This is a genomic window from Pseudomonas sp. 39004 (assembly GCF_028682155.1).
GTDB lineage: Bacteria > Pseudomonadota > Gammaproteobacteria > Pseudomonadales > Pseudomonadaceae > Aquipseudomonas > Aquipseudomonas capeferrum.
Genome location: NZ_JANIAG010000075.1, coordinates 1 through 25,730, shown reverse-complemented (window position 1 = coordinate 25,730; position 25,730 = coordinate 1). Strand labels below are relative to the sequence as shown.

Sequence of the window (25,730 nt, the reverse complement as noted above, 5' to 3'; positions counted from 1 at the left end):
GTGTGCTCTTCCGATCTCCACAAATCGCAAAGCTTGTGGACGACCCCTAATCCAGGGGTAAAGAGCAAACGGATTGCTTTGGCCGCTGATGTCACGTTGATCTGTCGATCCAACCAGTTCAGGCGCTGCTTTTTAGTGCAGTTTTTGTTGTTCTCTGCCTGGTCGTGGGGCAAGCCCCAAACACGCATCCTCTCCAAAAGAATCAGTTAGCTGCGCCTCCGCCGTCTTGTTTTTATTGTGCGTGAGCCGTTTCGTCTTGTTCTTATTCTGAGTTGCAGTGCTTGTTATTGTTTTTGTACTAAGCATATAGCAGGTGCCGTGCCAACTTTACGAAACCCAATGAAATCAAGGGTTTGGAGGTTTTCGCAGGATTCGGGCGGGCTGAAAATGGCGGGGTTTCGTTACCGTACACCTCGGCAACTGTTACGTCTGAAAGGTTGGGTAACAGATTTTTGCGGTAACTGATGTGTTACCTGGGGTGTGCATGCTGGCCGACCAGGCCAGTAAAGAAGCGTCAGGGCAGGAGGGACCCCCTGCCCACGCGATCAGTTACTCGCTGATGGCATTGCTCTTGCGCCGCGGGATGCCCAGGCGCTGACGGCGTTCCCACAGGCATTTGCGGCTGACGCCAAGCTTGCGGGCAAGCTCTGTCTCGGTCATGTGGTCCTGGTGCTCCAGGACGAAGTGCTGGAAGTAGTCTTCCAGTGACAGGTCCTCGGTCGGCTCATGGCTGGCATTGCCAGCGCTGGCGCCGCCCAGGGCGTTGTCGAGAAGGTCGTCGTCTTCCAGGTCGCTCAGCTCGATGTCGATGCCCAGCAGGTCGGCGGAAATTTCTGCGCTCTCGCTGAGAATCACCGCGCGCTCGACGGCGTTTTCCAGTTCACGCACGTTACCCGGCCAGCTGTAATGACGAATGGCCTGTTCGGCGTCGGCAGAGAAGTGCAGGTCATCACGGCCGATGCGTGCGCTCTGGCGGGCCAGGAAGGCGCTGGCAATCTCGTTGACGTCGCTGCCGCGCTCACGCAGGGCGGGCAGTTTCAGGGCGATCACGTGCAGGCGGTAATAAAGGTCTTCACGGAACTGGCCGGCCTTGGCCAGGTTTTTCAGGTCGCGGTGGGTCGCGGCAATCAGGCGTACATCGACCTTTTGCGACTGCACCGAGCCTACCCGGCGGATTTCGCCTTCCTGCAGCACGCGCAGCAGGCGAGCCTGTGCTTCCAGCGGCAATTCGCCGATCTCATCGAGGAACAAGGTGCCGCCGTCCGCCGCTTCCACCAGCCCGGCGCGCCCTGCGCTGGCGCCGGTGAAGGCGCCTTTTTCGTGGCCGAACAACTCGGACTCGATCAGGGTCTCGGGGATGGCCGCGCAGTTCACCGAGATCATCGGTGCCTTGGCCCGCCGCGACAGGTTGTGCAGGGCGCGGGCGACCAGCTCCTTGCCGGTACCCGATTCGCCCTGGATCAGGACATTGGAATCGGTCGGCGCCACCTTGCGGATCTTGCTGTACATGTCCTGCATCGGCGGGCACGAGCCGATGATGCCAATTTCGCCGTTGGCCGAGGCATTGCTGCCCTTGTCGGCAGCGGCGGCCTTGCCGTTGCTGCGCGGCTCGGCAGCCGGTGCGGCAGCGGGCGCGCTTGGCCGGTCACGGAGGATGCGCGCCACAGCTTGTAGCATCTCGTCGTGGTCGAAGGGCTTGGCGATGTAGTCCACCGCGCCCATTTTCATCGAATCCACCGCCGAGCGCAGGCTGGCGTAACTGGTCATGATCAGCACCGGGGTGCCCTGGCCGAGCTTGATCAGCTCGGTGCCAGGTGCGCCCGGCAGGCGCAGGTCGCTGACGATCAGGTCGAAGGTGGCAATGCTGAAGCGTTCCTGGGCTTCCTGCACCGAGCCGGCTTCGCTGACTTGGTACTGGTTCCGCTCGAGCAGGCGACGCAAGGCCGAGCGGATGATGGTTTCGTCTTCGACGATCAGAATATGCGGCATTGATTCAATTCTCTCGACGGTCTCGAATTTCAGGGGACGTCGCTACGACATGCCGGGGCAGGGTCACGCGGATCCGGGTGCCACGTTGCCGTTCGATATCGGCAGGGCTGTCGATGGTGATTTGCCCATAATGCTCTTCCACGATGGAATAGACCAGAGCGAGCCCCAGTCCGGTTCCTTCGCCCGGGTCCTTGGTGGTGAAGAAGGGTTCGAACAGGCGGTCCATGATGTTCTTCGGGATGCCACTGCCCTCGTCTTCGACGATCAGGTCGACGGTGTGTTCGCTGATTTCGCTGCGCACGCGCACGGCACTGCCGGGCGGCGACGCGTCGCGGGCATTGGAGAGCAGGTTGATCAGCACCTGGGCCAGGCGCTGGGGGTCCCCTTCGGCCCAGTGTTCCGGGTCGCATAGGTTGAAGAACTGGACTTCGAAGTTGCGCCGGTTCAACGCCAGCAGGCCAATGGCATCCTGCGCCACTTCGGCCAGGCACACCGGCTCTTCGCTGTTCTGGTGGCTGCCACCGGCATGGGCGAAGCTCATCAACGACTGGACAATGCGCGAGACCCGTTTGGTCTGCTCAAGAATCTGGCTCGACAGCTCGGTGATCTCGCCATCGCCCTCGCGTTCCTCGCGCAGGTTCTGCGCCAGGCAAGCGATGCCGGTGATCGGGTTGCCGATTTCGTGGGCCACGCCCGCCGCCAAGCGGCCGATGCTGGCCAGGCGCTCGGAGTGCACCAGCTTGTCTTCCAGGGCCTGGGTTTCGGTCAGGTCTTCGACCAGCAGTACCAGGCCGCTGTTACCCGGTGCCAGTGGCTCGTCGATGGCGGCCTTGTGCAGGTTCAGCCAACGGGGCTGGCCGTCGAGGGCCAGGCGTTGCTTGTGCAAGTGTTCGTCGGGCAGGTCGATGAAGCCTTGCAGCAGGCCGCGCCACGGCTCGCCGATGGTCACCAGGCGCGACCCGACCACGTGCTTGGCAGCGATGCCGGTGAGCTCCTCCATGGCCTTGTTCCACATCAGGATCTCTTGGTCCTTGGCCAGGGAGCAGACGCCCATGGGCAGTTCCTGCAGGGTCTGGCGGTGGTAGCGGCGCAAGGCGTCGAGCTCGGCGGCAAGGCCGGTCAGGCGCGAGTGGTAGTCTTCCAGGCGGCTTTCGATGAAGTGGATGTCTTCGGTGACGTAGTTTTCGTTGCCGGACTTGTAGGGCAGGAACGTCTCGACCATGTCCTGGGCCACGCTCGGGCCCATCAGGCCCGAGAGGTTTGCCTCGATGCGGTCGCGCAGGCGGCGCAACGCGTAGGGGCGGCGCTCGTCGAATGGCAGGTAGAGGTCGCGCAGTGCTTGTTCAACTTCCTTCTGCGCGGCCTTGGCGCCCAATGGCTTGGCCAGTTGGGTGGCAAATTCCTGCGGCGAGGCGGCATGCAGCTCACGGCGCTGCGGGCGCCGCACGTTGTCCACCGCGCACGCTTCGGCGGCGCTGACCTCTTCGCTGCTGGCGTTGGTGAACAGCGAGATCAGGGTAAACAGCAAGACGTTGGCCGCCAGCGAGGCGATGGCCGCCATGTGCCAGCTGGTGTCGTCGAGCACATAGATCATGTCCAGCAACGGGATGTAGAAGCCCTGCAGGTTGCCCAGCAGCGGCAGCAGCATGGTCACCATCCACACCAGGGTGCCGGCCAGCAGGCCGGCGATGAAGCCGCGGCGGTTGGCGGTCGGCCAATACAGTACCGACAGCACGCCCGGCAGGAACTGCAAGGTGGCGACAAACGCGACGATGCCCAGGTTGGCCAGGCTCTGGTGGTTGTTCTGGGTCAGGTAGAACATGAAGCCGGCGGTGATGATGGCGACGATCAGCGCGCGGCGGGTCCATTTCAGCCAGCGGTAGATGTTGCCTTCGGCCGGCGGCTGGTACAGCGGCAGCACCAGGTGGTTGAGGGCCATGCCCGACAGCGCGAGGGTGGTGACGATGATCAACCCGCTGGCCGCTGACAGGCCGCCTATATACGCCAGCAGCGCCAGCGCCTCGTTGTTGGCAGCAATGCCAAGGCCCAGCGTGAAGTACTCGGGGTTGGTGCTGGCGCCCAGGCGCAGGCCGGCCCACAGCACCAGCGGCACGGCCAGGCTCATCAGCAGCAGGAACAACGGCAGGCCCCAGCTGGCACTGACCAGCGAGCGCGGGTTGAGGTTTTCGGTAAAGGCCATGTGGTACATGTGCGGCATGACGATGGCCGAGGCGAAGAACACCAGCAGCAGGGTGCGCCATGGCCCTTCCTGCAGCGGTGTGTGCAGCGCGGCCAGGGCGGTCTGGTTCTGCAGCAGCCACACTTCAAGCTCGTGCGGGCCGCCGAACACACCGTACAAGGCATACAGCCCGATACCGCCCAGGGCCAGCAGTTTGATCACCGACTCGAAGGCAATGGCGAACACCAGCCCTTCGTGCTTCTCGCGCGTGGCGATGTGCCGCGAGCCGAAGAAGATGGTGAACAGGGTGATCAGTGCACAAAAGGCGAAGGCTACCCTGGCCTTGACCGGCTCGCCGGTGAGGATGCTGATTGAATCGGCCACCGCCTGGATCTGCAGGGCCAGCAACGGCAATACGCCGATCAGCATGATGACGGTGGTCAGCGCGCCGGCCCAGGTGCTGCGAAAGCGAAACGCCAGCAGGTCGGCCAGGGACGATAGCTGATAGGTGCGGGTGATCTTGAGGATGGGGTAGAGCAGCACCGGCGCCAGCAGGAAGGCCCCGGAAACCCCCAGGTAGCAGGCCAGGAAGCCATAACCGTACTGGTAGGCCAGGCCCACCGAGCCATAGAAGGCCCAGGCACTGGCATACACGCCCAGCGACAGGGTGTAGGTCAGCGGGTGGCGAATGATCGAACGGGGAATCAGCCCGCGCTCGCTGATCCAGGCCACGCCGAACAGTACCATCAGGTACGCGGCGCTGATCAGGATCATCTGGGTCAGGCTAAAGCTCATCGGCATCTCGTTGGCTCTGCAGGATGAAGGTGACGACGATCAGGATCAGCCAGAGCAGGTAGGGGCGGTACCAGGCACCGGTTGGTTCGATCCACCAGTCCATGATGGCCGGGGAGAACAGGTAGATCCCCACGACCAGAAGCAGGACCAAACGATAGATGTACATGCTGGCCTCGATGGTTGGGCGCTGCGGGCTTGGACTTATTATTGGCGCAAATGGCGGGGGGGATGCTAGCGGGAATCCATTGCGTTAGCCAAGGTTTTGAAAGTATTGGGCTTTTGTTTTTGGTGAGATGCGCGGTGTTTAGCATCACGCGATTCCTGTAGGAGCGGCCTTGTGTCGCGATGGGGCGCGTAGCGGCCCCAGGATTTCAGCTCTGCCGCACCTATTGCCGGGGCTGCTTTGCAGCCCTTCGCGACACAAGGCCGCTCCTATACTGACCGCATTGGCCGGTCAGATCCGAGACTCAGCGCAAATCAGCTTCAGGCACTGTGGTCCGCTGCGCAATCGCCTCCGGTCGCCACTGCTGGCGGGCTATCGCCAACACTTCAGCCGGCGTAGCCAACAGCAAATCGGGGTCTGCTTCCTGCCCCAACGCCCGCAATGCCCGCAACAGCAGCGGTGTAGCATGCTCCGCCTGCAGGGGTGGCGAGCGGTACGATTTGCCCAGCTTGTGCCCATCCGGCTGCACGATCAGCGGAATATGCAGGTAGCGCGGCTGTGAGAAGCCCAGCAACTCCTGCAGGTACAGCTGCCGTGGGGTGTTGTCGAGCAGGTCGGCGCCCCGCACGATGTCGGTAACACCCTGCCAGGCATCGTCCAGCACCACCGCCAGTTGGTACGCATACAGCCCGTCGCGGCGCTGGATGACGAAGTCGCCCACCTCACGCCCGAGGTGTTGCTGGTACTCGCCCTGTACCCGGTCGGTAAAGCGGTAGATCAGCTCTGGCACGCGCAAGCGGATCGCCGCACCTTCACGGGCATGACCGGCATTGCGGCACAAGCCTGGGTAGATGCCGTTGTAACCCTCCAGCTGCTTGCGCGAACAGGTGCAGGCGTAGGCCAGGCCCAGGTTGAACAGGCGATCGACCACGGCGGCGTAGGCATCGTGGCGCTGGCTCTGGAACACCACCTCGCCGTCCCACGCCAGCCCGTAGCGCTCCAGGGTCTGCAGGATGGCATCGCGGGCGCCGGGCATTTCCCGGGGCGGGTCGGTGTCTTCCATGCGCAGCAGCCAGCGGCCATTGACGGCGCGGGCATCGAGCCAGGAGGCGAGGGCGGCGACCAGCGAGCCGAAGTGCAGAAAGCCACTGGGGGTAGGGGCGAAGCGCCCGATGTAGCTGGAGTCGTTCATGGCTGTCGTGCGTCTGAAAATGAAACGGGGCGCAAGATGCGCCCCGTTCGGATGGGAAAAGGGTCAGCCTTTGCCGACGGTTTTTTCCTTTTTCTCCGCGATTTCCTTGCAGTCGAAGCACAGGTCGGCGGTAGGGCGGGCTTCCAGACGGCGCAGGCCGATCTCGATGCCGCAGGATTCACACCAGCCGTATTCTTCGTCCTGGATCAACTGCAGGGTTTTATCAATCTTCTTGATCAGCTTGCGCTCGCGATCCCGGCTACGCAGTTCCAGCGCAAACTCTTCTTCTTGGCTTGCACGGTCTGCAGGGTCAGCGAAGTTGGCCGCTTCTTCCTTCATGTGGTCGACGGTTTTATCGACACCCTCCATGAGGTCTTTTTTCCAGGCGTTGAGGACTTTGGTGAAGTGCTCTCGCATGGGTTTACCCATGTACTCCTCACCCTTTTTTACCTCGTAAGGATCGACGCCATGAAGAGATTGATTCGATTTTTGCTTTTCTAGGGTGGACATGAATAGACCGCCTCTTACTCATCTGATCCAATGCGCAGGCTGCTCCATCTCCGGCAACTACCGGCCCTGCGACTGCTAGCCGCCGAACTTACCAGATAGATCAGGGGTGCGCTACCCCGCCCGATCCAGATAATTGACAGCGGCGCGAGCCACACGTTCGGTAGTGTGCAGAGGTAGAATCTCCAGTTTAGACCCAATTGAGAGAAGGTCATGGCCCACCCCTACAGTGCGCGCAGCCGCGCCATCGAACCCTTCCACGTCATGGCGCTGCTGGCGCGGGCCAACGAGCTGCAGGCGGCCGGGCACGACGTGATCCACCTGGAAATCGGCGAACCGGACTTCACCACGGCTGCGCCCATCGTCGAAGCCGGCCAGGCGGCATTGGCTGCGGGCCACACCCGCTATACCGCCGCCCGTGGCCTGCCGGCGCTGCGTGAGGCGATCGCCGGTTTTTATGGGCAGCGTTACGGGGTGAGTGTCGACCCCGAGCGCATTCTGATCACCCCGGGCGGCTCTGGCGCGCTGTTGCTGGCCAGCAGCCTGTTGGTCGACCCCGGCAAGCACTGGTTGCTGGCCGACCCGGGCTACCCGTGCAACCGCCACTTCCTGCGCCTGGTCGAAGGCGGCGCACAATTGGTGCCGGTGGGGCCAGAGGTCAATTACCAACTGACAGCCGACCTGGTCGAGCGCTACTGGGACAAGGACACGGTCGGCGCCCTGGTCGCCTCGCCGGCCAACCCGACCGGAACGGTGCTGGACCGTGCCGAGCTGGCCAGCCTGTCCGCCGCCACCCGCGAGCGCCATGGCCACTTGGTGGTGGACGAGATCTACCACGGGCTGACCTACGGTATGGATGCCCCCAGTGTGCTGGAAGTGGACGATGAAGCCTTTGTGCTGAACAGTTTTTCCAAGTATTTCGGCATGACCGGCTGGCGCTTGGGCTGGCTGGTGGCGCCGCCTGGCGCGGTGGCTGACCTGGAGAAACTCGCGCAAAACCTGTACATCAGTGCGCCGAGCATGGCCCAGCATGCTGCTTTGGCGTGCTTCCAGCCGCAAACCCTGGCGATTCTGGAAGCGCGTCGTGCCGAGTTCGCCCGCCGTCGCGACTACCTGCTGCCGGCCCTGCGCGAGCTGGGCTTCGGCATTGCCGTGGAGCCCCAGGGGGCCTTCTATCTGTATGCCGACATCAGCGCCTTCGGCGGCGATGCCTTCGCCTTCTGCCGGCACTTCCTCGAAACCGAGCACGTGGCGTTTACCCCTGGGCTGGACTTTGGCCGCCACCTGGCAGGGCATCACGTGCGCTTTGCCTACACCCAGAGCCTGGCGCGCCTGGAACAAGCGGTGCAGCGTATCGCCCGCGGCCTGCGCAGTTGGCAAGGCTGATGGCGCTCTTCCCCCCACTCGAGCAGGGGCGCCTGCTGCGCCGCTACAAACGGTTTCTGGCGGACATCGAACTGGCCAGTGGCGAGCAACTTACCATTCACTGCCCCAACACCGGTTCCATGCTCAACTGCATGCGCGAAGGTGGGCAAGTGTGGTTCAGCCGCTCCACCGACCCCAAGCGCAAGCTGCCCGGCACCTGGGAAATCAGCGAAACGCCACAGGGGCGGCTGGCCTGCGTGAACACCGGGCGCGCCAACGCACTGGTCGAAGAGGCGTTGCGTGCCGGGGTGATCAGCGAGCTGGCCGGCTTCACGGCGCTCAGGCGCGAAGTGGCCTATGGCGAAGAGGGCAGCCGCATCGATTTTCGCCTGGAGTTCGACAGCGGCCCGGCCTATGTCGAGGTCAAGAGCGTGACCCTGGGCTACCCCGACACTGACGTTGCGGCATTCCCCGATGCCGTCACCCAGCGCGGCGCCAAGCACCTGCGCGAGCTGGCGACGTTGGCCCGCAATGGTGTTCGTGCCGTGCAGCTTTATTGTGTGAACCTGACCGGGGTCGGAGCGGTGCGCCCAGCCGAGGAAATCGACGCGGCCTATGCCCAGGCATTGCGCGCCGCCGTGGCGGAAGGGGTCGAGGTGCTGGCCTACGGTACCCATCTGGATGCCGAACGCATTGTCATCAACCGCCCATTGCCCGTGTTGCTCAACCCGTGAGCCAGATGCCCTGGCTGTCTTCGTGGCAGCCCAGGGCCAGCAGCGCCTCGCCCTCGCAAGGCCCAGCCACGCATTCGCCGCTCTCTATAAGAAACAAGGCGCCATGATGGGCGCAGTGAATCAGGCTGGCGCTGTCATCGAGAAACGCATCGGTTGCCCAGTTCAGGGGGATGCCCCGGTGTGGGCAGCGGTTGCGATAAAGGTACACCTGGCCCTGGCGGCGTACGCCGAGCAGGTCGACGCCGTCTACGCTGAAGGCGCGGCTGTGGCCCTCGGCCAATGAGCTGGAAGTACAAAGCAAGTGCATGGCAAGGAAGACTCGTGAAACACGTGATGGCTTGACGCTTCAATGCGAATAATTATCAAATTGCCCGCATTCGCTGCGCCCAGCCGTCTATGGTGCGCAGTTCCGCCGCCCGCCACAAGGCGCGCGGCCCGCCTTCAGAAGGAAATCCGATGATGCGCCGCCCCGTCGCCCTGATCGCCCTGTGCGCAGGTTTAGTGCTGTCCACCCAGGCCCTGGCTGCCGAACTGCCGCAGCGTTGGGTCAGCGCTGGTGGCGCGCTTAGCGAATGGGTCAGTGCGCTGGGCGGCGAAGCGCACCTGGTCGGCGTCGATACCACCAGCCAACACCCCGAGTCGCTGAAGGCGCTACCGAGTGTCGGCTATCAGCGCCAGTTGTCCGCCGAAGGCATTCTGAGCCTGCGTCCTGATGTGTTGGTGGGTACCGAAGAGATGGGGCCGCCACCGGTGCTGGCGCAGATCCGCAAGGCGGGCGTGCGGGTTGAACTGTTCTCGGGCAAGGCCGAACTCGACGCGGTCGATGAAAACCTCAGGCACCTGGGGCAATTGCTTGGCGCAGAGCAACAAGCCACTGCGCTGGCAACAGGCTATCGCCAGCAGCTGGATGCGCTGCAGGCCGAGGTCAAGCAAGCCCAGGCGGGCCAGAAGGCGCCCGGCGTGTTGCTGCTGGTTGGCCATGCCGGTGCCAAGCCGTTGATCGCTGGCCAAGGCACCGCGGGCGACTGGCTGCTGCGACAGGCCGGGGCGCGCAACCTGGCGGAGCACCAAGGCTACAAGAACTTCTCCAGCGAAGCGCTGGCAGCGCTGGACCCGGATGTGGTGGTGTTTTCCGACCGTGCGTTGGCCGATGAGCAGGCGCTGCAGGCGTTGCTCAAGGAGAACCCGGCGCTGGCGGCCTCCCGTGCGGTGCGTGAGCAGCGCCTGGTGTCACTCGACCCGACGCTGCTGGTGGGCGGCCTTGGGCCGCGCTTGCCGGCGACCCTGCGCACGCTGGCTGGGGCCTTCTACCCAGCAGCCAAGGCCAGCTTCGCGCAATGAAGCAGCGCGTTCAGCCACGCACACTGATCGTCTGCCTGAGCCTGCTGTGCCTGTTGGCGGTGTGGTTGTCCCTGGCCCTGGGGCCGGTCAGCCTGCCGCTGTTCGATACCTTGCGCGCGGGCCTGCGTTTGTTGGGGCTGCCCGTGGCGGGTGATGACTTGCAGCAGGCCGAGATGATCCTCGGCCAGATCCGCCTGCCGCGCACGCTGCTGGGGCTGGCGGTCGGGGCGGTGCTGGCGCTGTCCGGCGTGGCCATGCAGGGGCTGTTCCGCAACCCGCTGGCCGACCCGGGGCTGGTGGGGGTCGCTGCCGGGGCGGCGATGGGCGCTGCGGTGGCCATCGTCGGCGGCAGCTGGTTTGGCGGCATGCCCGATGTACTCGCGCCCTATCTGTTGTCGCTGTGTGCCTTTATCGGTGGCCTGGGGGTGACCGCGCTGGTCTATCGCCTGGGGCGGCGTGACGGCCAGACCAATGTCGCCACGATGTTGCTGGCCGGCGTGGCGATGACCGCACTGGGCGGCGCAGCGGTGGGCCTGTTCTCTTACCTGGCCGATGATGCCACCTTGCGCACCTTGACCTTCTGGAACCTGGGCAGCCTCAATGGCGCCAGCTACGAGCGGTTGTGGCCGCTGCTGATGGTGGCCGGGGGCGTGGCGCTGTGGTTGCCGCGTCGGGCGCGGGCGCTGAATGCCTTGCTGCTGGGTGAGTCGGAGGCGCGGCACCTGGGTATCGAGGTGGAGCGGCTCAAGCGCGAACTGGTGTTCTGTACCGCGTTGGGGGTGGGTGCGGCGGTGGCCGCCGCCGGGCTGATCGGCTTCATTGGCCTGGTAGTGCCGCACCTGGTGCGATTGCTGGCAGGGCCCGACCATCGGGTGGTGTTGCCCGCCTCGCTGCTGGCCGGCGGTGTGCTGATGCTGTTCGCCGACCTGGTGGCGCGGCTGGTGCTGGCGCCGGCCGAGCTGCCGATCGGTATCGTCACCGCCTTCATTGGTGCGCCGTTTTTCCTGGTCCTGCTGATTCGAGGGCGTAGCTGATGTTGCAAGTCGAGGGCCTGCACCTGCGGCGGGGCAGCAATGAAGTGCTGCATGACATCCACCTGCAACTGACCCCGGGGCAGGTCGTGGGTGTGCTCGGCCCCAATGGCGCGGGCAAGAGCAGCCTGCTGGGGGTGTTGTGTGGCGAGCTGGCCCCCGGCCAGGGGCGAGTGACGCTACAGGGCCGGCCATTGACTGACTGGGCCGGGCAGGCGCGGGCACAGCGCCTGGCGGTGCTGCCGCAGGTGTCCAGCCTGGGTTTTTCGTTCAGGGTCGAAGAGGTGGTGGCCATGGGGCGGATGCCCCATGGCAGCGGCCAGCTGCGCGACGCCGAAATCGTCGAAGCGGCCTTGCGTGCGGCGGATGCCTGGCACCTGCTGGGGCGCAGCTACCTGGCATTGTCGGGCGGTGAGCGGCAACGGGTACACCTGGCCCGCGTGCTGGCCCAGCTGTGGCCAGGTGAGCAGGGCACTACACTGCTGCTTGACGAACCGACCTCGATGCTCGACCCGCTGCACCAGCACACGACCCTGCAAGCGGTGCGGCGCTTTGCTGATCGCGGCGCTGCGGTGCTGGTGATCCTGCATGACCTGAACCTGGCGGCACGCTACTGTGATCGTATCCTGCTGCTCGAACAGGGCCGCTGCCATGCCCTTGCATCACCCCAGGAGGTGTTGACGCCGGGGGCACTGAAGGCGGTGTTCGGCATCGATGTGCTGGTGCAGGCGCACCCCGAGCGCGGCCACCCCCTGATCATCACGCGTTAGGAGGCATTGCCGATGCGCCATCCGTTGCTGTCCGGTGTTGCGCTGTGCCTGGTGCTGGCGTTGGCGGGGTGCCAGGCCAGCCTGCCGCCGTTACCGGGCTGGCAGAGCCCCGAAGGGCGTGCCCACGCCCAGCTTGGGCAAATCAAGGACCTGGCCAGCGGCGGGCTCATCAGCCCTGAGCAACTGGTCAGGCAGTTGGCCGACGCGCCACGTGTGCTGGTAGGGGAGAAGCATGACAACCCCGATCATCATGCGTTGCAGTTGTGGCTGTTGCGCGCCCTGCAGGCTCAGCGCCCCCAGGGCAGCCTGCTGCTGGAGATGCTGCAGCCCGAGCAGCAGCCGCTGGTCGACAAACTTGAGGCGCAGCAAACGCTGCCTGCGGACCTGCCCAAGGCACTGGCCTGGGAGGAAGGCTGGGACTGGCAGCTGTACGGGCCAATTGTGACGCACGCTTTGCAGGGCGACATTGCGCTGTTGGCCGCCAACCTTTCGCCCGCGCAGATGCGCCACGCCTATCGCCAGCCGGCGGCGTTGTCGGGCGCGCGTTCCAATGCCCCGACGGTGAAGGCCGCGCTGCTTGAGCAGGTGCGTACCGGGCACTGCGGCCTGCTGCCGCAAAGCCAGTTGCCAGCCATGCTTGCGGTCCAGCAGCAACGTGACCGGCGCATGGCCGAACGCTTGATCGCGGCACCGCAGCCGGCCTTGCTGTTGGCGGGCGCGTACCACGTACGCAAGGACCTGGGGGTGCCGTTGCATCTGGCCGACCTTGGGGCGCAGGGGCGCAGCGCGGTCTTGCTGTTGGCCGAGGTGGGGGAAGAGGTCGAGGCGGGTATGGCCGACTATGTCTGGTACACGGCGGCGGTGCCTGAGCAGGACTATTGCGCTCAACTGAATCAGTAAGGCCAAACGACAGGCAAAAAAAGACCCGGCAAAAAGCCGGGTCAATAACCGTGATTAGCCTGATGAGGAGATAATCTGAGAGTCCGAACCAGGGGCTTTCAGTTTATCCAACCAGTCTCGCGACCAGTTGTGATAATCATAACGATTCTCATTTCGGAGTCAATCCCCTTCACAGGTTTATTTTGAATTTTTTTGCGGAGGTCTTTTTTCATCCAGTTGTTGATTGAGCGCTTCCTTTCGTTCGATCGGCAAATCATTCCAGTGCATGTCCAGCAACGCGCCTTCTATGGCGTACAACAGCACTTTAGAGGCCCGGAACCCTCGCGTTTTTACAGCCTGGTACGCACCCACCGCGCCCAGGCGGCGCAAATCCGACGCACTGTGGATACCGGCTGCGTGCAACCACTGCGCAGAGGTCTTGCCAAGATTCTTCAGATGCTGCAATTCATCGTTCATCGAGCCTCCTTGCGATGGCTGAACGGGTCTTGGGGGATAAATCGCGAGCAGGTCAGAGAGGAGTGTAGCGGGGCTTGGAAAATGCGCGGCTTTTTGCCATCTGTGGCGACGAGCAGCCCTGAATACGGGGCCTCTAGCTTGTCAGCAGCCGCCTCTTTTTGGGGTGTTGGAGGGCCCCAGTGGGGCGGGTTTACCCGCTACCACTGGGGCCCTGCGAGGATTACAGGCCCGGCAAGCGCTGACGCACCTGTTCGATCACCTGGTCCATGCTGGCACCTTCCTGGGTGTCGACGCGCTTGCTGACCAGCAGTTCTTCCTCGCTCAGGGCGTCACGGCTGGCCTGCTGCGCCTTGACCACTTCCAGGGTGGCGTCCGACGGGTCGCTGTTTGCGGCTTGGCGCTGGGCCAGCCAGCTGGCAATGACCGCTTCCGGTGCGTGGCAATCGAGGATCAGGAAGGGGACGCCCGTCTGGTTGGCGACGTCCGCCGCCGCCTGGCGCTGTTCACGCTTGAGGTAGGTGGCATCCAGCACGACCGGGAAGCCCGCGCGCAATACCGTCTCCGCTACCTCGTGCAGGCGCTGGTAGGTGGCGGCACTGGCATCCTGGTCATAGATGCCGGCAGTCAGCTGGCCGACGTTCGCTTGCGGTTGTTCGCCGAACAGGCGCTTGCGCTCGACATCGGAGCGCACGCGGATCGCGCCCAGGGCCTCGACCAGGCGCATCGCCACGTGGCTCTTGCCCACTGCCGAGACGCCATGGGTGATGGCCAGCAGCCGCGAAGGGATGGCGCTGTAGCTTTCCGCCAGGTTGGCGTAGTTGCGGTAGGTGCGCAGGGTCGTGGCGCGTTGCACGCCATCGGCATCGGCCGGCATGCTGAACAGCGCCACCTTGGCGCGCACCAGGGCGCGGTAGGCCTTGTAGAAGTTCAGCACTTCCAGGCCTTCATAATCGCCGGTCAGTTCCAGGTACTGGCTGACGAAGCGCCGGGCCAGGCACTTGAGGCCGCGGTCTTCCAGGTCCATGGCCAGGAAGCCGGTGTCGGCCCAGACGTCGGTCATGCGGAACGGTTCGTTGAACTCGATGCAGTCGAAGATCACCACCTTGCCGTTGATCACGGTGGCGTTGCCCAGGTGGATGTCACCGTGGCATTCACGGGTGAAGCCATTGGCCTTGCGCGCGGCGAACAGGCCTTGGAGCCGCTCGAAGCTGCTACGTGCCCAGGCCTGGAGGTTATCCAGTTGCTGCAGGTCGGCCTTGTCGGTGAGGAATGGGCGGATCTGTTCGAAATTCTGCTCGACCGGGGCCATCACGCTTTCAGGTGAGCCGTAAGGTTGCTCTGCCGGCACCTTGGGCGTCTGCAGGTGGAATTCGGCAACCTGCCGGGCCATCTGGTCGATGTGCTCGGCGTTGAGCTCGCCGTTGGCCTGCAGGGTGCTGAGCATCTGCCCTTGCGGGAACTGGCGCATCTTCAGTGCGTACTCGATGGCCTCGCCCTCGCCGCCGATTTGCGGGGCTTCGGCACTGCCGGTGATCGGCAGCACTTCAAGGTACAGGTCTTCGGTCAGGCGCTGGTTCAGGCGCAATTCTTCGTTACAGAAATGCGCGCGCTGATCCAGGCGGGTGAAGTCGAGGAAGCCGAAATTCATTGGCTTCTTGACCTTGTAGGCGTACTCGCCAGTCAGCAGGACCCAGGAGATATGCGTCTCGATGAGTTGGAACCCATCCACGGGGTGAGGGTAGAGGGCTGGGTTCTGCAACGCAGTAATAAGAGCTTGGCTCACGGGAAATCCTTCCGAGGGCAGGGAATTCGAATGCGCCATTATGGTCAATGGTGCCGTCCCTGCATACCGCCGGGGGCGCCTGCCCAGCCTTTACAAAGTGCGTATAATCCGCCGCCATGACTCGAACTCGAAACGCTCGTACCCCTCAGAAACGCCCGACCGGCCGCTCTCGCGCCTGGCTGGGCTGGGCTTTGAAGCTCAGCCTGGTCGGCCTGGTGATCATCGCCGGCTTTGCGGTTTACCTCGATGCTGTCGTCCAGGAAAAGTTTTCCGGCAAGCGCTGGACCATCCCGGCCAAGGTGTATGCCCGGCCGCTGGAGCTGTTCGTCGGCCAAAAACTGAGCAAGAACGACTTCCTCACCGAACTCGACGCCCTTGGCTATCGCCGTGAAAGCGCGGCCAACGGCCCGGGCGCAGCGGCAGTCAACGGTAATACCGTCGACCTCAATACCCGTGGCTTCCAGTTCTACGAAGGGATGGAGCCGGCGCAGTTCGTGCGCGTGCGCTTCTCTGGCGATTATGTCGCCGGGCTTTCCGGTGCCAACAACGGCAAGCTCGATGTGGTACGCCTGGAGCCGCTGATGATCGGCGGCATTTACCCGAAAAACCTCGAGGACCGCATCCTGATCAAGATCGATCAGGTGCCGCCGTACCTGCTCGAAACCCTGGTGGCAACCGAGGACCGCGACTTCTACAGCCACTTTGGCGTGTCGCCCAAGTCCATCGCCCGTGCGGTGTGGGTCAACACCTCGTCCGGGGCCATGCGCCAGGGCGGCAGTACCCTGACCCAGCAGTTGGTGAAGAACTTCTACCTCACCAGCGAGCGCAGCCTCAGCCGCAAGCTGACTGAAGCGATGATGGCCGTGCTGCTGGAGCTGCATTACGACAAGCGCGAGATTCTCGAGGCCTACCTCAACGAGGTATTCGTCGGCCAGGACGGCCAGCGTGCGGTGCATGGCTTTGGCCTGGCCAGCCAGTTCTTCTTCAGCCAACCGCTGTCAGAGCTCAAGCTGCACCAGATCGCCTTGCTGGTGGGCATGGTCAAGGAGCCGTCCTACTACAACCCGCGGCGTTACCCTGACCGCGCCCTGGCCCGTCGTAACCTGGTGCTCGACCTGCTGGCTGAACAGGGCGTGGCGAGCAAGGACGTGATCGAGGCGGCGAAGAAGATGCCGCTGGGCGTGACCAAGCGCGGCAGCCTGGCAGACAGCTCGTTCCCGGCGTTCCTCGACCTGGTCAAGCGCCAGTTGCGCCAGGACTACCGCGACGAAGACTTGACCGAAGAAGGCCTGCGTATCTTCACCAGCTTCGACCCGATCCTGCAGATGAAGGCCGAAACCTCGATGAACGAGACCTTCAAGCGCCTGGCCGGGCGCAAGGGGGCTGACGAGGTCGAGTCGGCGATGGTCGTGACCAACCCGGAAACCGGGGAAGTCCAAGCGCTGATCGGCAGCCGTCTGTCGGGCTTTGCCGGCTTCAACCGGGCCATCGACGCAGTGCGGCCGATCGGTTCGCTGGTCAAGCCGGCGGTGTACCTGACCGCCCTGGAGCAGCCCAGCAAATACACCCTTACCAGTTGGATACAGGACGAGCCGTTCTCGGTCAAAGGGGCCAACGGCCAGGTTTGGCGCCCGCAGAACTATGACCGCCGGCCCCATGGCACCATTTATCTGTACCAGGGCCTGGCCAACTCCTACAACCTGTCGACGGCCAAGCTCGGCCTGGAAGTGGGCGTGCCCAATGTGATCAAAACCATTGGTCGGCTGGGCGTGAATGTCGACTGGCCAGCCTTCCCGGCGATGCTGCTGGGGGCCGGTGGCATGTCGCCGATGCAGGTTGCGACCATGTACCAGACGATTGCCAACGGTGGTTTCAACACGCCGATGCGCGGTATTCGCAGCGTGCTGACCGCCGAGGGCGAACCGCTCAAGCGCTACCCGTTCCAGATTCAGCAAACCTTCGACCCGGGTTCCATCTACCTGGTGCAAAACGCCATGCAACGGGTGATGCGCGAAGGTACCGGCCGGTCGGTGTACAACGTGTTGCCGCGTTCGCTCACCCTGGCCGGCAAGACCGGTACCAGCAACGACTCGCGTGACAGCTGGTTCTCCGGCTTCAGCCAGGACCTGCTGGCGGTGGTGTGGATGGGCCGCGACGATAACGGCAAGACGCCGTTCACCGGTGCCACTGGCGCCCTGCAGGTCTGGACCAGCTTCATGAAGAAGGCCGACCCGTTGCCACTGGACATGCCGCAGCCGGACAACATCGTGCAAGCCTGGATCGACCCGTACAGCGGGCAAGGTTCTGATGGCAGCTGTCCGGGAGCGGTGCAGATGCCGTATATTCGCGGCAGCGAACCGCCCGCCGGGGCAACCTGTGGCGGTGAGCAGAATCCGGCAGAATCGGTCATGGACTGGGTCAAAGGCTGGATGAATTAAGCGCGAGCTGCATTGATGAGGTGTGAAGTGAATAAGTGGCTGTTTCCTGCCTTGACGGCGTTGGTTGTGCTCCAGGGTTGCTCCAGCGTTCAGCGTGGCAATATCCCAGTGGTCGACTCGAGCACGCGCGTCTCCAACAGTGAACGCGTAACGGCCAACCGCTCGGCGGCTGGCATGAACAGCGGCACCTCACAAGCGCAAACGCTGCCTGAGGACTCCGGCGTGACCGTGATGATTCCGCAGGGTGCCGGTGCCTCGGGCATCCAGACGTTCCCGGCCGCCAATGGGGCGGCACCGATCAGCGCCATGCCGATTACCCCTGGCCCGGTCTCGACCGGGCCGATGACCACCAACCCCAACCCGATTGCCGACGAACCGTTCGACATCGCGTCGATGAACAGCACGGCGAAAGCCAGCAGCGCGCCGACCGGTATTCCGCGTAGCACCGCCGCAGCCGGTGGGCTGTCTGCCGATGAGCAGCTCGACGGGCCAGTGCTGGCGCTGTTGACCACTGCCCAGCAACAACAGGGCAGTGGCGACTTCAATGGTGCTTCGTCGAGCCTGGAGCGTGCCCAGCGTATCGCGCCGCGCGAACCGCAGGTGCTGTTCCGCCTGGCCCAGGTGCGCCTGGCCCAAGGTGATGCCGCGCAGGCCGAGCAGTTGGCCCGCCGAGCCCTGACCTACGCCAATGGCCGCCCTGACCTGCAGGCCGAACTGTGGAACACCATCGCCCAGGCCCGCGAGAAACAAGGTGACAGTGCCGGTGCGGCGTTGGCGCGGCAGAAGGCACGGGTGAACTCGTAATGATCGAGCAACGCATTCTGGACATCGCCGACCACCTGCTGCTGATCGAGCGTGAACTGAAGGTGCAGGGCTGGTGGGACGATGAGCCGCCCAGCGATGAAGCGCTGGCCAGCACCGTGCCCTTCGCGGTTGACACCATGAGCCTGGAGCAGTGGCTGCAATGGATCTTCCTGCCGCGCATGAAGATCATCATCGAGCTGGGCCAGCCGCTGCCTAACGCGTCGGGCATTCTGGTGATGGCCGAAACGGTGTTCACCGATCGCCCAGAGCAGAGTCGCGAGCTACGGCGCCTGCTGGCAGAGTTCGATCAATTGATCGCTGCTTGAGCCTGATTTCTTCTCTTTTTCCTTCAAGGGCCGCAGATTGTGGCCCTTTTTTATGGAAATCTTCTTAATTCTGCTGCTGGTATCCTTTTTAGTGGTGGCAGGAATTCATCTTGAGGAAAAATTGGCAATAATTTTTCTTGACTTGTAGCCGGCAAATCACAAGAATCCAACTTCCGCTGTAGAGGGACTGCCAGAAGCAGACCCGCTAAGCAGATCATGAGGCGCACACCCGCGCCGACCTGTAACACCCCGCAACGCGTTACCTCGCGCTGGGTGGGAAAACCCCGCAACACTCTGGGGCGCTCCCAATACTTGCTCAGTCAGTGCTGACGTTCGCTCGTGCTCTGCTTGGCAGTAAACCTATTAAGACCCGTCCACTAGGGACGGTATTCTGGCGTTTTAGAGGTGAACAACGTGGAGCTTTTATCTGGCGCTGAGATGGTCGTCCGCTTCTTGCGTGACGAAGGCGTTAAGCACATCTACGGGTACCCTGGCGGTGCTCTTCTTCATGTTTACGACGCCCTGTTCAAGGAACCGGAAGTCGAACACATCCTGGTTCGTCACGAACAGGCTGCGACCCATATGGCAGACGGCTACGCCCGTGCCACCGGCAAGGCCGGTGTGGTGCTGGTAACCTCCGGCCCGGGTGCGACCAATGCCATCACCGGCATTGCCACCGCCTACATGGATTCGATTCCGATGGTCATCCTCTCCGGCCAGGTGCCTAGCACCATGGTGGGTACCGATGCCTTCCAGGAAACCGACATGATCGGTATCTCGCGGCCGATCGTGAAGCACAGCTTCATGATCAAAAACGCCACCGAGATCCCTGAAGTTCTGAAAAAAGCCTTCTATCTGGCGCAATCCGGCCGTCCCGGCCCGGTCGTGGTCGACATTCCAAAAGATATGACCAACCCGGCCGAGAAGTTCGAGTACGTCTATCCGAAGAAGGTCAAGCTGCGCTCCTACAGCCCGGCGGTACGTGGCCACTCCGGCCAGATCCGCAAGGCCGCCGAGATGCTGCTGGCTGCCAAGCGCCCCATCGTCTATGCCGGTGGTGGCGTGATCCTCGGCGGTGGCTCCGAAGCCCTGACCGAAATCGCCAAGTCGCTGAACCTGCCGGTTACCAATACCCTCATGGGTCTGGGTAGCTACCCGGGTACCGACCGTCAGTTCGTCGGCATGCTCGGCATGCACGGCAGCTTCACGGCCAACATGGCCATGCACAATGCCGACGTCATCTTCGCCGTCGGCGCGCGCTTCGATGACCGCGTGGTCAACGGCCCGGCCAAGTTCTGCCCGAATGCCAAGATCATCCACATCGACATCGACCCAGCGTCGATTTCCAAGATGATCAAGGCCGACGTGCCTATCGTGGGCCCGGTCGACAGCGTCTTGAACGAGATGCTCGGCATCCTCAAAGAAATCGGCGAGCAGCCTGACAAGGCCGCCGCAGAAGCCTGGTGGAAGCAGATCGACGAGTGGCGTGGCGATGGCGACCTGTTCCCTTACAACAAAGGGGACGGCAGCGTCATCAAACCGCAGACCGTGATCGAAACCCTGTGCGAAGTGACCAAGGGCGATGCCTTCGTCACCTCCGACGTCGGCCAGCATCAGATGTTCGCGGCGCAGTACTACCGCTTCAACAAGCCGAACCGCTGGATCAACTCCGGTGGCCTGGGCACCATGGGCTTCGGTTTCCCGGCGGCCATGGGCGTCAAGCTCAACTTCCCGGATCAGGACGTGGCGTGCGTCACTGGCGAAGGCAGTATCCAGATGAACATCCAGGAGCTGTCTACCTGCATGCAGTACGGCCTGCCGGTAAAAATCGTCAACTTGAACAACGGTGTATTGGGCATGGTCCGCCAGTGGCAGGACATGGCGTACAACGGCCGTCATTCGCACTCCTATGTCGAGTCGCTGCCTGACTTCATCAAGCTGGCCGAGGCCTATGGCCATGTGGGCATCCGCATCACCAGCCTGAAGGACCTCAAGCCGAAGCTGGAAGAGGCGTTTGCGATGAAGGACCGCCTGGTGTTCATCGACATCGCGGTTGACCGTACCGAGCACGTCTATCCGATGCAGATCAAGGATGGCTCGATGCGTGACATGTGGCTGAGCAAGACGGAGCGTACCTGATATGCGGCACATCATTTCCCTGCTGCTGGAAAACGAACCCGGTGCCTTGTCTCGCGTCGTTGGCCTGTTCTCCCAGCGTAACTACAACATTGAAAGCCTGACCGTGGCGCCGACCGAAGACCCGACCCTGTCGCGTCTGACGCTGACCACCGTTGGCCATGACGAAGTGATCGAGCAGATCACCAAGAACCTGAACAAGCTCGTCGAAGTGGTGAAGCTTGTCGACCTGTCGGAAAGCGCTCATATCGAGCGCGAACTGATGCTGGTCAAGGTCAAGGCCACCGGAGCCCAGCGCGCCGAGATCAAGCGCACCACGGATATCTTCCGTGGCCAGATCGTCGATGTGACCGCCAGTGTGTACACCGTGCAACTGAGCGGCACCAGCGACAAACTGGACAGCTTCATCCAGGCCATCGGCACCGCATCGATTCTCGAAACCGTGCGCAGTGGCGTCACCGGCATTGCCCGTGGCGACAAAGTGCTCAGCATCTAAATTCAAAAATTAGCGATGGCTCCGCAGGGGCCGAGATATAACCAGGGGTATTTTCATGAAAGTTTTCTACGATAAAGACTGCGACCTTTCCATCATCCAGGGTAAGAAAGTCGCCATCATCGGTTACGGTTCCCAAGGCCACGCCCAGGCGTGCAACCTGAAAGACTCCGGTGTAGACGTTACCGTCGGTCTGCGTAAAGGCTCGGCCACCGTTGCCAAGGCCGAAGCCCACGGTCTGAAAGTTGCCGACGTGGCTACCGCTGTCGCTGCTGCCGACCTGGTCATGATCCTGACCCCGGACGAGTTCCAAGGCGCTCTGTACAAGAACGAGATCGAGCCGAACATCAAGAAAGGCGCCACCCTGGCCTTCTCCCACGGCTTCTCGATCCACTACAACCAGGTTGTTCCGCGTGCCGACCTCGACGTGATCATGATCGCGCCGAAAGCCCCGGGCCACACCGTGCGTTCCGAGTTCGTCAAAGGCGGCGGCATCCCTGACCTGATCGCTATCTACCAGGACGCTTCCGGCAACGCCAAAAACGTTGCGCTGTCCTACGCTGCAGGCGTCGGTGGCGGCCGTACCGGCATCATCGAAACCACCTTCAAGGACGAGACTGAAACCGACCTGTTCGGTGAGCAGGCAGTTCTGTGTGGCGGTACCGTCGAGCTGGTCAAAGCCGGTTTCGAAACACTGGTCGAAGCTGGCTACGCGCCAGAAATGGCCTACTTCGAGTGCCTGCACGAGCTGAAGCTGATCGTTGACCTCATGTACGAAGGCGGCATCGCCAACATGAACTACTCGATCTCGAACAACGCCGAGTACGGTGAGTACGTCACCGGCCCAGAAGTCATCAACGAAGAATCCCGCAAGGCCATGCGCAACGCTCTGAAGCGCATCCAGGACGGCGAGTACGCGAAGATGTTCATCTCCGAAGGTGCCACCAACTACCCATCGATGACCGCCAAGCGCCGCAACAACGCTGCCCACGGCATCGAAGTCATCGGCGAGCAACTGCGCTCGATGATGCCTTGGATCTCGGCGAACAAGATCGTCGACAAAGCCAAGAACTAAGTTTCTCGCAACATGAAAAACGCGGCTTCGGCCGCGTTTTTTCGTTTAGGCAGCCGGCATCTGGTATAAAGCAGACCAGTGGCCTGCCGTCAGAACCTGTTTCGCAGGCCCGTGTCGAACATATTCCACCCTGTTGCAAGGTACCCTACATGAGCGAACGTCCCGAAGAGCCGAACAAGCCCTCCGACGCCGAAAGCCTGCTACCTGTCGATGAGCACATTGAAGAAGGGCATGACGCCGAAGGGCGCAAGGTCCGGCATCGCGGCATTTATTTGCTGCCCAACCTGTTCACCACCGCCAACCTGTTCGCCGGCTTCTATTCAATCATCAACTCGATGAGCGCGCAGAGTGCGCTGAGCGCCGGTGACCCGCGCGAGGCAAGCAAGTACTTCGCCTTCGCCGCCATCGCTATCTTCGTTGCCATGGTGCTCGATGGCCTTGATGGCCGTGTAGCACGCATGACCAACACCCAGAGCGCCTTCGGCGCCGAGTACGATTCGCTGTCGGACATGGTCGCCTTCGGTGTGGCCCCTGCGCTGCTGGCCTTTGGCTGGGCACTGGGCGACATGGGCAAGGTCGGCTGGATGGTCGCCTTCATCTATGTGGCGGGCGCCGCTCTGCGGCTGGCGCGCTTCAACACCCAGGTGGGGACCGCCGACAAGCGTTACTTCATCGGCCTGGCCAGCCCGGCCGCTGCCGGGGTGGTTGCAGGTACTGTTTGGGCCTTCAGTGACTACGGCATCCAGGGCTCCAAGCTGTCGTTCCTGGTGGCGCTGCTGGTTGCGGCTGCCGGCATGCTGATGGTCAGTAACATCAAGTACAACAGCTTCAAGGAGCTCGACTTAAAAGGGCGCGTGCCGTTTGTGGCTATCCTGGCTGTGGTGCTGGTATTCGCGGTGGTCTTCAGCGACCCGCCCCGCATCCTGCTGCTGATTTTCCTTGCCTACGCGGCGTCTGGGCCGATCCAGTTCCTGCTGCGGTCTCGCCGTCGTAAGTCGTGACAATGATTTAATGATGGAATAACCCTCCGGCTCCATAGTCTTACTGGTACATCCGTTATCCAGTGCTGTGGAGCCGTCCATGCTCATCAAGCTACCCAGGTCGTCCGAGTGCAATGCATCGGAGATCACCCCCGAAGGTCTCTATCTCTCTCGTCGCAGCTTGCTCGGTGGTTCGCTGGCAGGGCTAGCCCTGGGCGCACTGCCAGGCCTGGCGCATGCGGCCGAGGCCAGCCGTTACGCTGATGTCGAGGCGGGCGCCGCACCTGGCTGGTTCAGCGACAAGCTTGCTGGCACGCAATGGCAGGCGGCGACGGTCAAGGACGAGGCTATCACCCCGTTCAAGGATGCGACCCACTACAACAACTTCTATGAGTTCGGGCCTGACAAAGGCGACCCAGCGGCCAATGGCGATAGCTTGAAGACCGAGCCGTGGTCGGTGGTAATTGACGGCGAAGTCGGCAAGCCTGGGCGCTATGCCCTCGAAGACTTCGTCAAGCCGTATCAGCTCGAAGAGCGCATCTACCGGTTGCGCTGTGTCGAGGCGTGGTCAATGGTCATCCCCTGGCTTGGCTTCCCGCTGGCGCAGGTACTCAAACAGGTAGAGCCGACATCGAAAGCGCGCTACGTGCGATTCGAGACTTTGAAGGACCCGGAGCATATGCCCGGGCAGCGCTCAGGCTTTGCCTTGATCGACTGGCCTTATAGAGAAGGGTTGCGCCTGGATGAGGCGATGCACCCCTTGGCGATTCTGGCGGTGGGTATGTATGGCCGTGAACTGGCCAACCAGAATGGCGCGCCGCTGCGGCTGGTGGTGCCTTGGAAGTACGGGTTCAAGAGCATCAAGTCGATCGTGCGTATCAGCTTGGTGGCCGAGCAGCCGCAAACCACCTGGGAGGGGCTGGCGCCAGACGAGTATGGCTTCTATGCCAACGTCAACCCGGAAGTCGATCACCCGCGTTGGAGCCAGGCGCGTGAACGCCGTTTACCCAGTGGCCTGTTCAGCCCCAATGTGCGGCAGACCCAGATGTTCAATGGCTACGCCGATGAGGTGGCGTCGCTGTATACCGACCTCGACCTGCGGAAGAACTATTGATGCGTTATCCCTGGTTGCGCCTGGCCATCTTTATAGTGGGGTGCGCGTTGCCGCTTTGGTGGTTGTATGAAGCGGCGATGAGCCTGCTGGGGCCTGACCCGGGCAAGATCCTGATGGACCGGCTGGGTTTGGGTGCGCTGACGTTCTTGCTGGTGACGTTGTGCATGACGCCGTTGCAGCGGCTGACCGGGTGGTCGGGCTGGATCGTCGTGCGCCGGCAGCTGGGGTTGTGGTGTTTTGCTTATATCGTGCTGCACATCCTTTGTTATCTGTTCTTTATTCTGGGGTTGGACTGGGGGCAGTTGGCTGTCGAGCTACGCAAGCGGCCCTACATTTTTGTGGGTGCGCTGGGTTTTCTTGGTTTGCTGGCCCTGGCGGTCACCTCCAATCGGTACAGCCAGCGGCGGTTGGGCGCCCGTTGGAAGAAGCTGCACAAGCTGGTGTATGTGATTCTGGGGTTGGGGTTGCTGCATTTTCTGTGGATCGTGCGTTCGGACCTGCGGGAGTGGGCTATCTATGCGGGCATTGGTGGTTTGCTGATGGTGTTGCGGATTCCCGCGGTGGCGCGGCGCGTGCCGCGGTTGGTGGGGCGGCGGGGGAGGGTGGCTTCGTAGGGGTGTGGCTTGCTCGTCGTTGGGTTTGTGGGGGTAGAAGTGTTCGCCACAGCAGTTTCAGCGCCTATGAGATCGAGCGCCGCCCGCGCGGCGCATCGCGAGCGAGCTCGCTCCTACATTTGTTTCGGGCCAATTATTCCTGAGTGATTGGCGCGCGGCCCTTGGGTGCCCGCCTCAATATCGCGTCGTACGAACAAGGCGGTCGCGCGCCAATGCCACAGGCCTCACTGGCCCGAAAGAAATGTAGGAGCGGCCTTGCGTCGCGATGCGCCGCGCGGGCGGCGCTCGATCTCATAGGCGCCGAAAGGGTAATGGCGGGCACCTGTCAGCCTTGTATTCGGTCCATACACCCTCTAAATGTCACTTTCTTGAAATTAAGGGTTGACGCGATTTCGAATCCCCTTATAATGCGCCCCACTTCCAGCGTAGTCGGAACGAAAAACTCCTTGAGATTCAAAGGGTTGATCGAGCCAGGTAGTGATGGAAGTGCTCCGATCGAAAGATCGTCAGCGGTTAAGATGGTGGTTGACAGCGCTTCTAAACGC

At 62.6% G+C, this 25,730-nt stretch carries 24 protein-coding genes; 15 read left to right on the top strand and 9 right to left on the bottom strand.

Annotated elements, in window-relative coordinates:
* Nucleotides 1-549: 549 nt before the first annotated feature.
* The 5 genes from NP534_RS14655 to dksA form a co-directional block, all read right to left on the bottom strand.
* Entirely contained in the window at nt 550-1,989 is a 1,440-nt protein-coding gene (locus NP534_RS14655) for a sigma-54-dependent transcriptional regulator (RefSeq protein WP_274099175.1), read from the bottom strand.
* A 4-nt stretch (nt 1,990-1,993) separates the two neighbouring features.
* Nucleotides 1,994-4,969, bottom strand: a complete 2,976-nt coding sequence (locus NP534_RS14650; protein WP_077068659.1) for a sensor histidine kinase — start codon at nt 4,967-4,969, stop codon at nt 1,994-1,996.
* On the bottom strand, nt 4,953-5,129 hold the full coding sequence (locus tag NP534_RS14645) for a hypothetical protein (RefSeq protein ID WP_003250005.1): 177 nt from the start codon (nt 5,127-5,129) through the stop codon (nt 4,953-4,955). The genes NP534_RS14650 and NP534_RS14645 overlap by 17 nt, the downstream gene beginning before the upstream one ends.
* 301 nt (nt 5,130-5,430) lie before the next feature.
* Entirely contained in the window at nt 5,431-6,318 is an 888-nt protein-coding gene (gluQRS, locus tag NP534_RS14640; protein WP_274099174.1) for a tRNA glutamyl-Q(34) synthetase GluQRS, read from the bottom strand.
* A gap of 63 nt (nt 6,319-6,381) precedes the next feature.
* Nucleotides 6,382-6,828, bottom strand: a complete 447-nt coding sequence (gene dksA / locus NP534_RS14635) for an RNA polymerase-binding protein DksA (protein ID WP_274099173.1) — start codon at nt 6,826-6,828, stop codon at nt 6,382-6,384.
* A 210-nt stretch (nt 6,829-7,038) separates the two neighbouring features.
* Between dksA and NP534_RS14630 the strand changes: the two genes are divergently transcribed.
* Both NP534_RS14630 and sfsA read left to right on the top strand, forming a co-directional pair.
* Complete coding sequence (locus NP534_RS14630) at nt 7,039-8,211, top strand: pyridoxal phosphate-dependent aminotransferase (protein WP_274099172.1); 1,173 nt, start codon at nt 7,039-7,041, stop codon at nt 8,209-8,211.
* Nucleotides 8,211-8,924, top strand: a complete 714-nt coding sequence (gene sfsA, locus NP534_RS14625) for a DNA/RNA nuclease SfsA (protein ID WP_274099171.1) — start codon at nt 8,211-8,213, stop codon at nt 8,922-8,924. Before NP534_RS14630 ends, sfsA begins: the two co-directional genes overlap by 1 nt.
* Here sfsA and NP534_RS14620 read toward each other — a convergent pair.
* On the bottom strand, nt 8,914-9,231 hold the full coding sequence (locus tag NP534_RS14620; protein ID WP_274099170.1) for a Rieske (2Fe-2S) protein: 318 nt from the start codon (nt 9,229-9,231) through the stop codon (nt 8,914-8,916). The two genes, sfsA and NP534_RS14620, sit on opposite strands and share 11 nt — an antisense overlap.
* Before the next feature lie 149 nt (nt 9,232-9,380).
* On the opposite strand from NP534_RS14620, the gene NP534_RS14615 reads away from it, so the two are divergent.
* The 4 genes from NP534_RS14615 to NP534_RS14600 are packed head-to-tail and all read left to right on the top strand — an operon-like array spanning nt 9,381 to nt 12,966.
* Nucleotides 9,381-10,265, top strand: coding sequence for a heme/hemin ABC transporter substrate-binding protein (locus NP534_RS14615; protein WP_274099169.1), 885 nt, complete (start codon nt 9,381-9,383; stop codon nt 10,263-10,265).
* Nucleotides 10,266-10,315: 50 nt separating this feature from the next.
* Nucleotides 10,316-11,299 carry a FecCD family ABC transporter permease gene (locus NP534_RS14610; protein WP_274099176.1) on the top strand — a complete coding sequence of 328 codons (984 nt, stop codon included), beginning with the start codon at nt 10,316-10,318 and terminating at the stop codon, nt 11,297-11,299.
* Nucleotides 11,299-12,066, top strand: coding sequence for a heme ABC transporter ATP-binding protein (locus NP534_RS14605; RefSeq protein WP_033701554.1), 768 nt, complete (start codon nt 11,299-11,301; stop codon nt 12,064-12,066). Before NP534_RS14610 ends, NP534_RS14605 begins: the two co-directional genes overlap by 1 nt.
* 12 nt (nt 12,067-12,078) lie before the next feature.
* Complete coding sequence (locus tag NP534_RS14600) at nt 12,079-12,966, top strand: ChaN family lipoprotein (protein WP_274099168.1); 888 nt, start codon at nt 12,079-12,081, stop codon at nt 12,964-12,966.
* Between the two features lie 177 nt (nt 12,967-13,143).
* Here NP534_RS14600 and NP534_RS14595 read toward each other — a convergent pair whose 3' ends face one another.
* On the bottom strand, nt 13,144-13,422 hold the full coding sequence (locus NP534_RS14595) for a TfoX/Sxy family protein (RefSeq protein WP_047583985.1): 279 nt from the start codon (nt 13,420-13,422) through the stop codon (nt 13,144-13,146).
* A gap of 220 nt (nt 13,423-13,642) precedes the next feature.
* Nucleotides 13,643-15,205 carry a bifunctional aminoglycoside phosphotransferase/ATP-binding protein gene (locus NP534_RS14590; RefSeq protein ID WP_274099167.1) on the bottom strand — a complete coding sequence of 521 codons (1,563 nt, stop codon included), beginning with the start codon at nt 15,203-15,205 and terminating at the stop codon, nt 13,643-13,645.
* 116 nt (nt 15,206-15,321) lie between these two features.
* Between NP534_RS14590 and mrcB the strand changes: the two genes are divergently transcribed.
* The 9 genes from mrcB to msrQ all read left to right on the top strand — a co-directional run bounded on the left by mrcB (nt 15,322) and on the right by msrQ (nt 25,185).
* Entirely contained in the window at nt 15,322-17,643 is a 2,322-nt protein-coding gene (gene mrcB, locus NP534_RS14585; RefSeq protein WP_274099166.1) for a penicillin-binding protein 1B, read from the top strand.
* A 15-nt stretch (nt 17,644-17,658) separates the two neighbouring features.
* Nucleotides 17,659-18,447 carry a tetratricopeptide repeat protein gene (locus NP534_RS14580; protein WP_274099165.1) on the top strand — a complete coding sequence of 263 codons (789 nt, stop codon included), beginning with the start codon at nt 17,659-17,661 and terminating at the stop codon, nt 18,445-18,447.
* A complete protein-coding gene (locus tag NP534_RS14575; RefSeq protein WP_186652584.1) occupies nt 18,447-18,773 on the top strand; it encodes a YqcC family protein in 327 nt (108 codons plus the stop codon). Before NP534_RS14580 ends, NP534_RS14575 begins: the two co-directional genes overlap by 1 nt.
* Nucleotides 18,774-19,187: 414 nt before the next feature.
* A complete protein-coding gene (locus NP534_RS14570; RefSeq protein ID WP_033702567.1) occupies nt 19,188-20,912 on the top strand; it encodes an acetolactate synthase 3 large subunit in 1,725 nt (574 codons plus the stop codon).
* A 1-nt stretch (nt 20,913) separates the two neighbouring features.
* Complete coding sequence (gene ilvN / locus NP534_RS14565; protein ID WP_003250040.1) at nt 20,914-21,405, top strand: acetolactate synthase small subunit; 492 nt, start codon at nt 20,914-20,916, stop codon at nt 21,403-21,405.
* 55 nt (nt 21,406-21,460) lie between these two features.
* Entirely contained in the window at nt 21,461-22,477 is a 1,017-nt protein-coding gene (gene ilvC, locus NP534_RS14560) for a ketol-acid reductoisomerase (RefSeq protein ID WP_033701544.1), read from the top strand.
* Between the two features lie 149 nt (nt 22,478-22,626).
* A complete protein-coding gene (pssA, locus tag NP534_RS14555) occupies nt 22,627-23,478 on the top strand; it encodes a CDP-diacylglycerol--serine O-phosphatidyltransferase (protein ID WP_027594991.1) in 852 nt (283 codons plus the stop codon).
* A 79-nt stretch (nt 23,479-23,557) separates the two neighbouring features.
* Nucleotides 23,558-24,571, top strand: coding sequence for a protein-methionine-sulfoxide reductase catalytic subunit MsrP (gene msrP, locus NP534_RS14550; protein WP_274099164.1), 1,014 nt, complete (start codon nt 23,558-23,560; stop codon nt 24,569-24,571).
* Complete coding sequence (gene msrQ / locus NP534_RS14545) at nt 24,571-25,185, top strand: protein-methionine-sulfoxide reductase heme-binding subunit MsrQ (protein WP_258714124.1); 615 nt, start codon at nt 24,571-24,573, stop codon at nt 25,183-25,185. The genes msrP and msrQ overlap by 1 nt, the downstream gene beginning before the upstream one ends.
* A 325-nt stretch (nt 25,186-25,510) precedes the next feature.
* Here the strand turns inward: msrQ and NP534_RS14540 are convergent.
* Nucleotides 25,511-25,730 (bottom strand): hypothetical protein (locus tag NP534_RS14540; RefSeq protein WP_274099163.1); only part of this gene is annotated, 220 nt, incomplete at its 5' end.

Coding starts and splice junctions, on each gene's coding strand:
- NP534_RS14630 (WP_274099172.1), top strand. CDS start 7,039: ATGGCCCACCCCTACAGTGCGCGCAGCCGCGCCATCGAACCCTTCCAC.
- NP534_RS14650 (WP_077068659.1), bottom strand. CDS start 4,969: ATGCCGATGAGCTTTAGCCTGACCCAGATGATCCTGATCAGCGCCGCG.
- NP534_RS14600 (WP_274099168.1), top strand. CDS start 12,079: ATGCGCCATCCGTTGCTGTCCGGTGTTGCGCTGTGCCTGGTGCTGGCG.
- msrQ (WP_258714124.1), top strand. CDS start 24,571: ATGCGTTATCCCTGGTTGCGCCTGGCCATCTTTATAGTGGGGTGCGCG.
- NP534_RS14620 (WP_274099170.1), bottom strand. CDS start 9,231: ATGCACTTGCTTTGTACTTCCAGCTCATTGGCCGAGGGCCACAGCCGC.
- ilvC (WP_033701544.1), top strand. CDS start 21,461: ATGAAAGTTTTCTACGATAAAGACTGCGACCTTTCCATCATCCAGGGT.
- NP534_RS14595 (WP_047583985.1), bottom strand. CDS start 13,422: ATGAACGATGAATTGCAGCATCTGAAGAATCTTGGCAAGACCTCTGCG.
- NP534_RS14580 (WP_274099165.1), top strand. CDS start 17,659: ATGAGGTGTGAAGTGAATAAGTGGCTGTTTCCTGCCTTGACGGCGTTG.
- sfsA (WP_274099171.1), top strand. CDS start 8,211: ATGGCGCTCTTCCCCCCACTCGAGCAGGGGCGCCTGCTGCGCCGCTAC.
- NP534_RS14655 (WP_274099175.1), bottom strand. CDS start 1,989: ATGCCGCATATTCTGATCGTCGAAGACGAAACCATCATCCGCTCGGCC.
- ilvN (WP_003250040.1), top strand. CDS start 20,914: ATGCGGCACATCATTTCCCTGCTGCTGGAAAACGAACCCGGTGCCTTG.
- msrP (WP_274099164.1), top strand. CDS start 23,558: ATGCTCATCAAGCTACCCAGGTCGTCCGAGTGCAATGCATCGGAGATC.
- NP534_RS14615 (WP_274099169.1), top strand. CDS start 9,381: ATGATGCGCCGCCCCGTCGCCCTGATCGCCCTGTGCGCAGGTTTAGTG.
- mrcB (WP_274099166.1), top strand. CDS start 15,322: ATGACTCGAACTCGAAACGCTCGTACCCCTCAGAAACGCCCGACCGGC.
- NP534_RS14575 (WP_186652584.1), top strand. CDS start 18,447: ATGATCGAGCAACGCATTCTGGACATCGCCGACCACCTGCTGCTGATC.
- dksA (WP_274099173.1), bottom strand. CDS start 6,828: ATGTCCACCCTAGAAAAGCAAAAATCGAATCAATCTCTTCATGGCGTC.
- NP534_RS14645 (WP_003250005.1), bottom strand. CDS start 5,129: ATGTACATCTATCGTTTGGTCCTGCTTCTGGTCGTGGGGATCTACCTG.
- NP534_RS14605 (WP_033701554.1), top strand. CDS start 11,299: ATGTTGCAAGTCGAGGGCCTGCACCTGCGGCGGGGCAGCAATGAAGTG.
- pssA (WP_027594991.1), top strand. CDS start 22,627: ATGAGCGAACGTCCCGAAGAGCCGAACAAGCCCTCCGACGCCGAAAGC.
- gluQRS (WP_274099174.1), bottom strand. CDS start 6,318: ATGAACGACTCCAGCTACATCGGGCGCTTCGCCCCTACCCCCAGTGGC.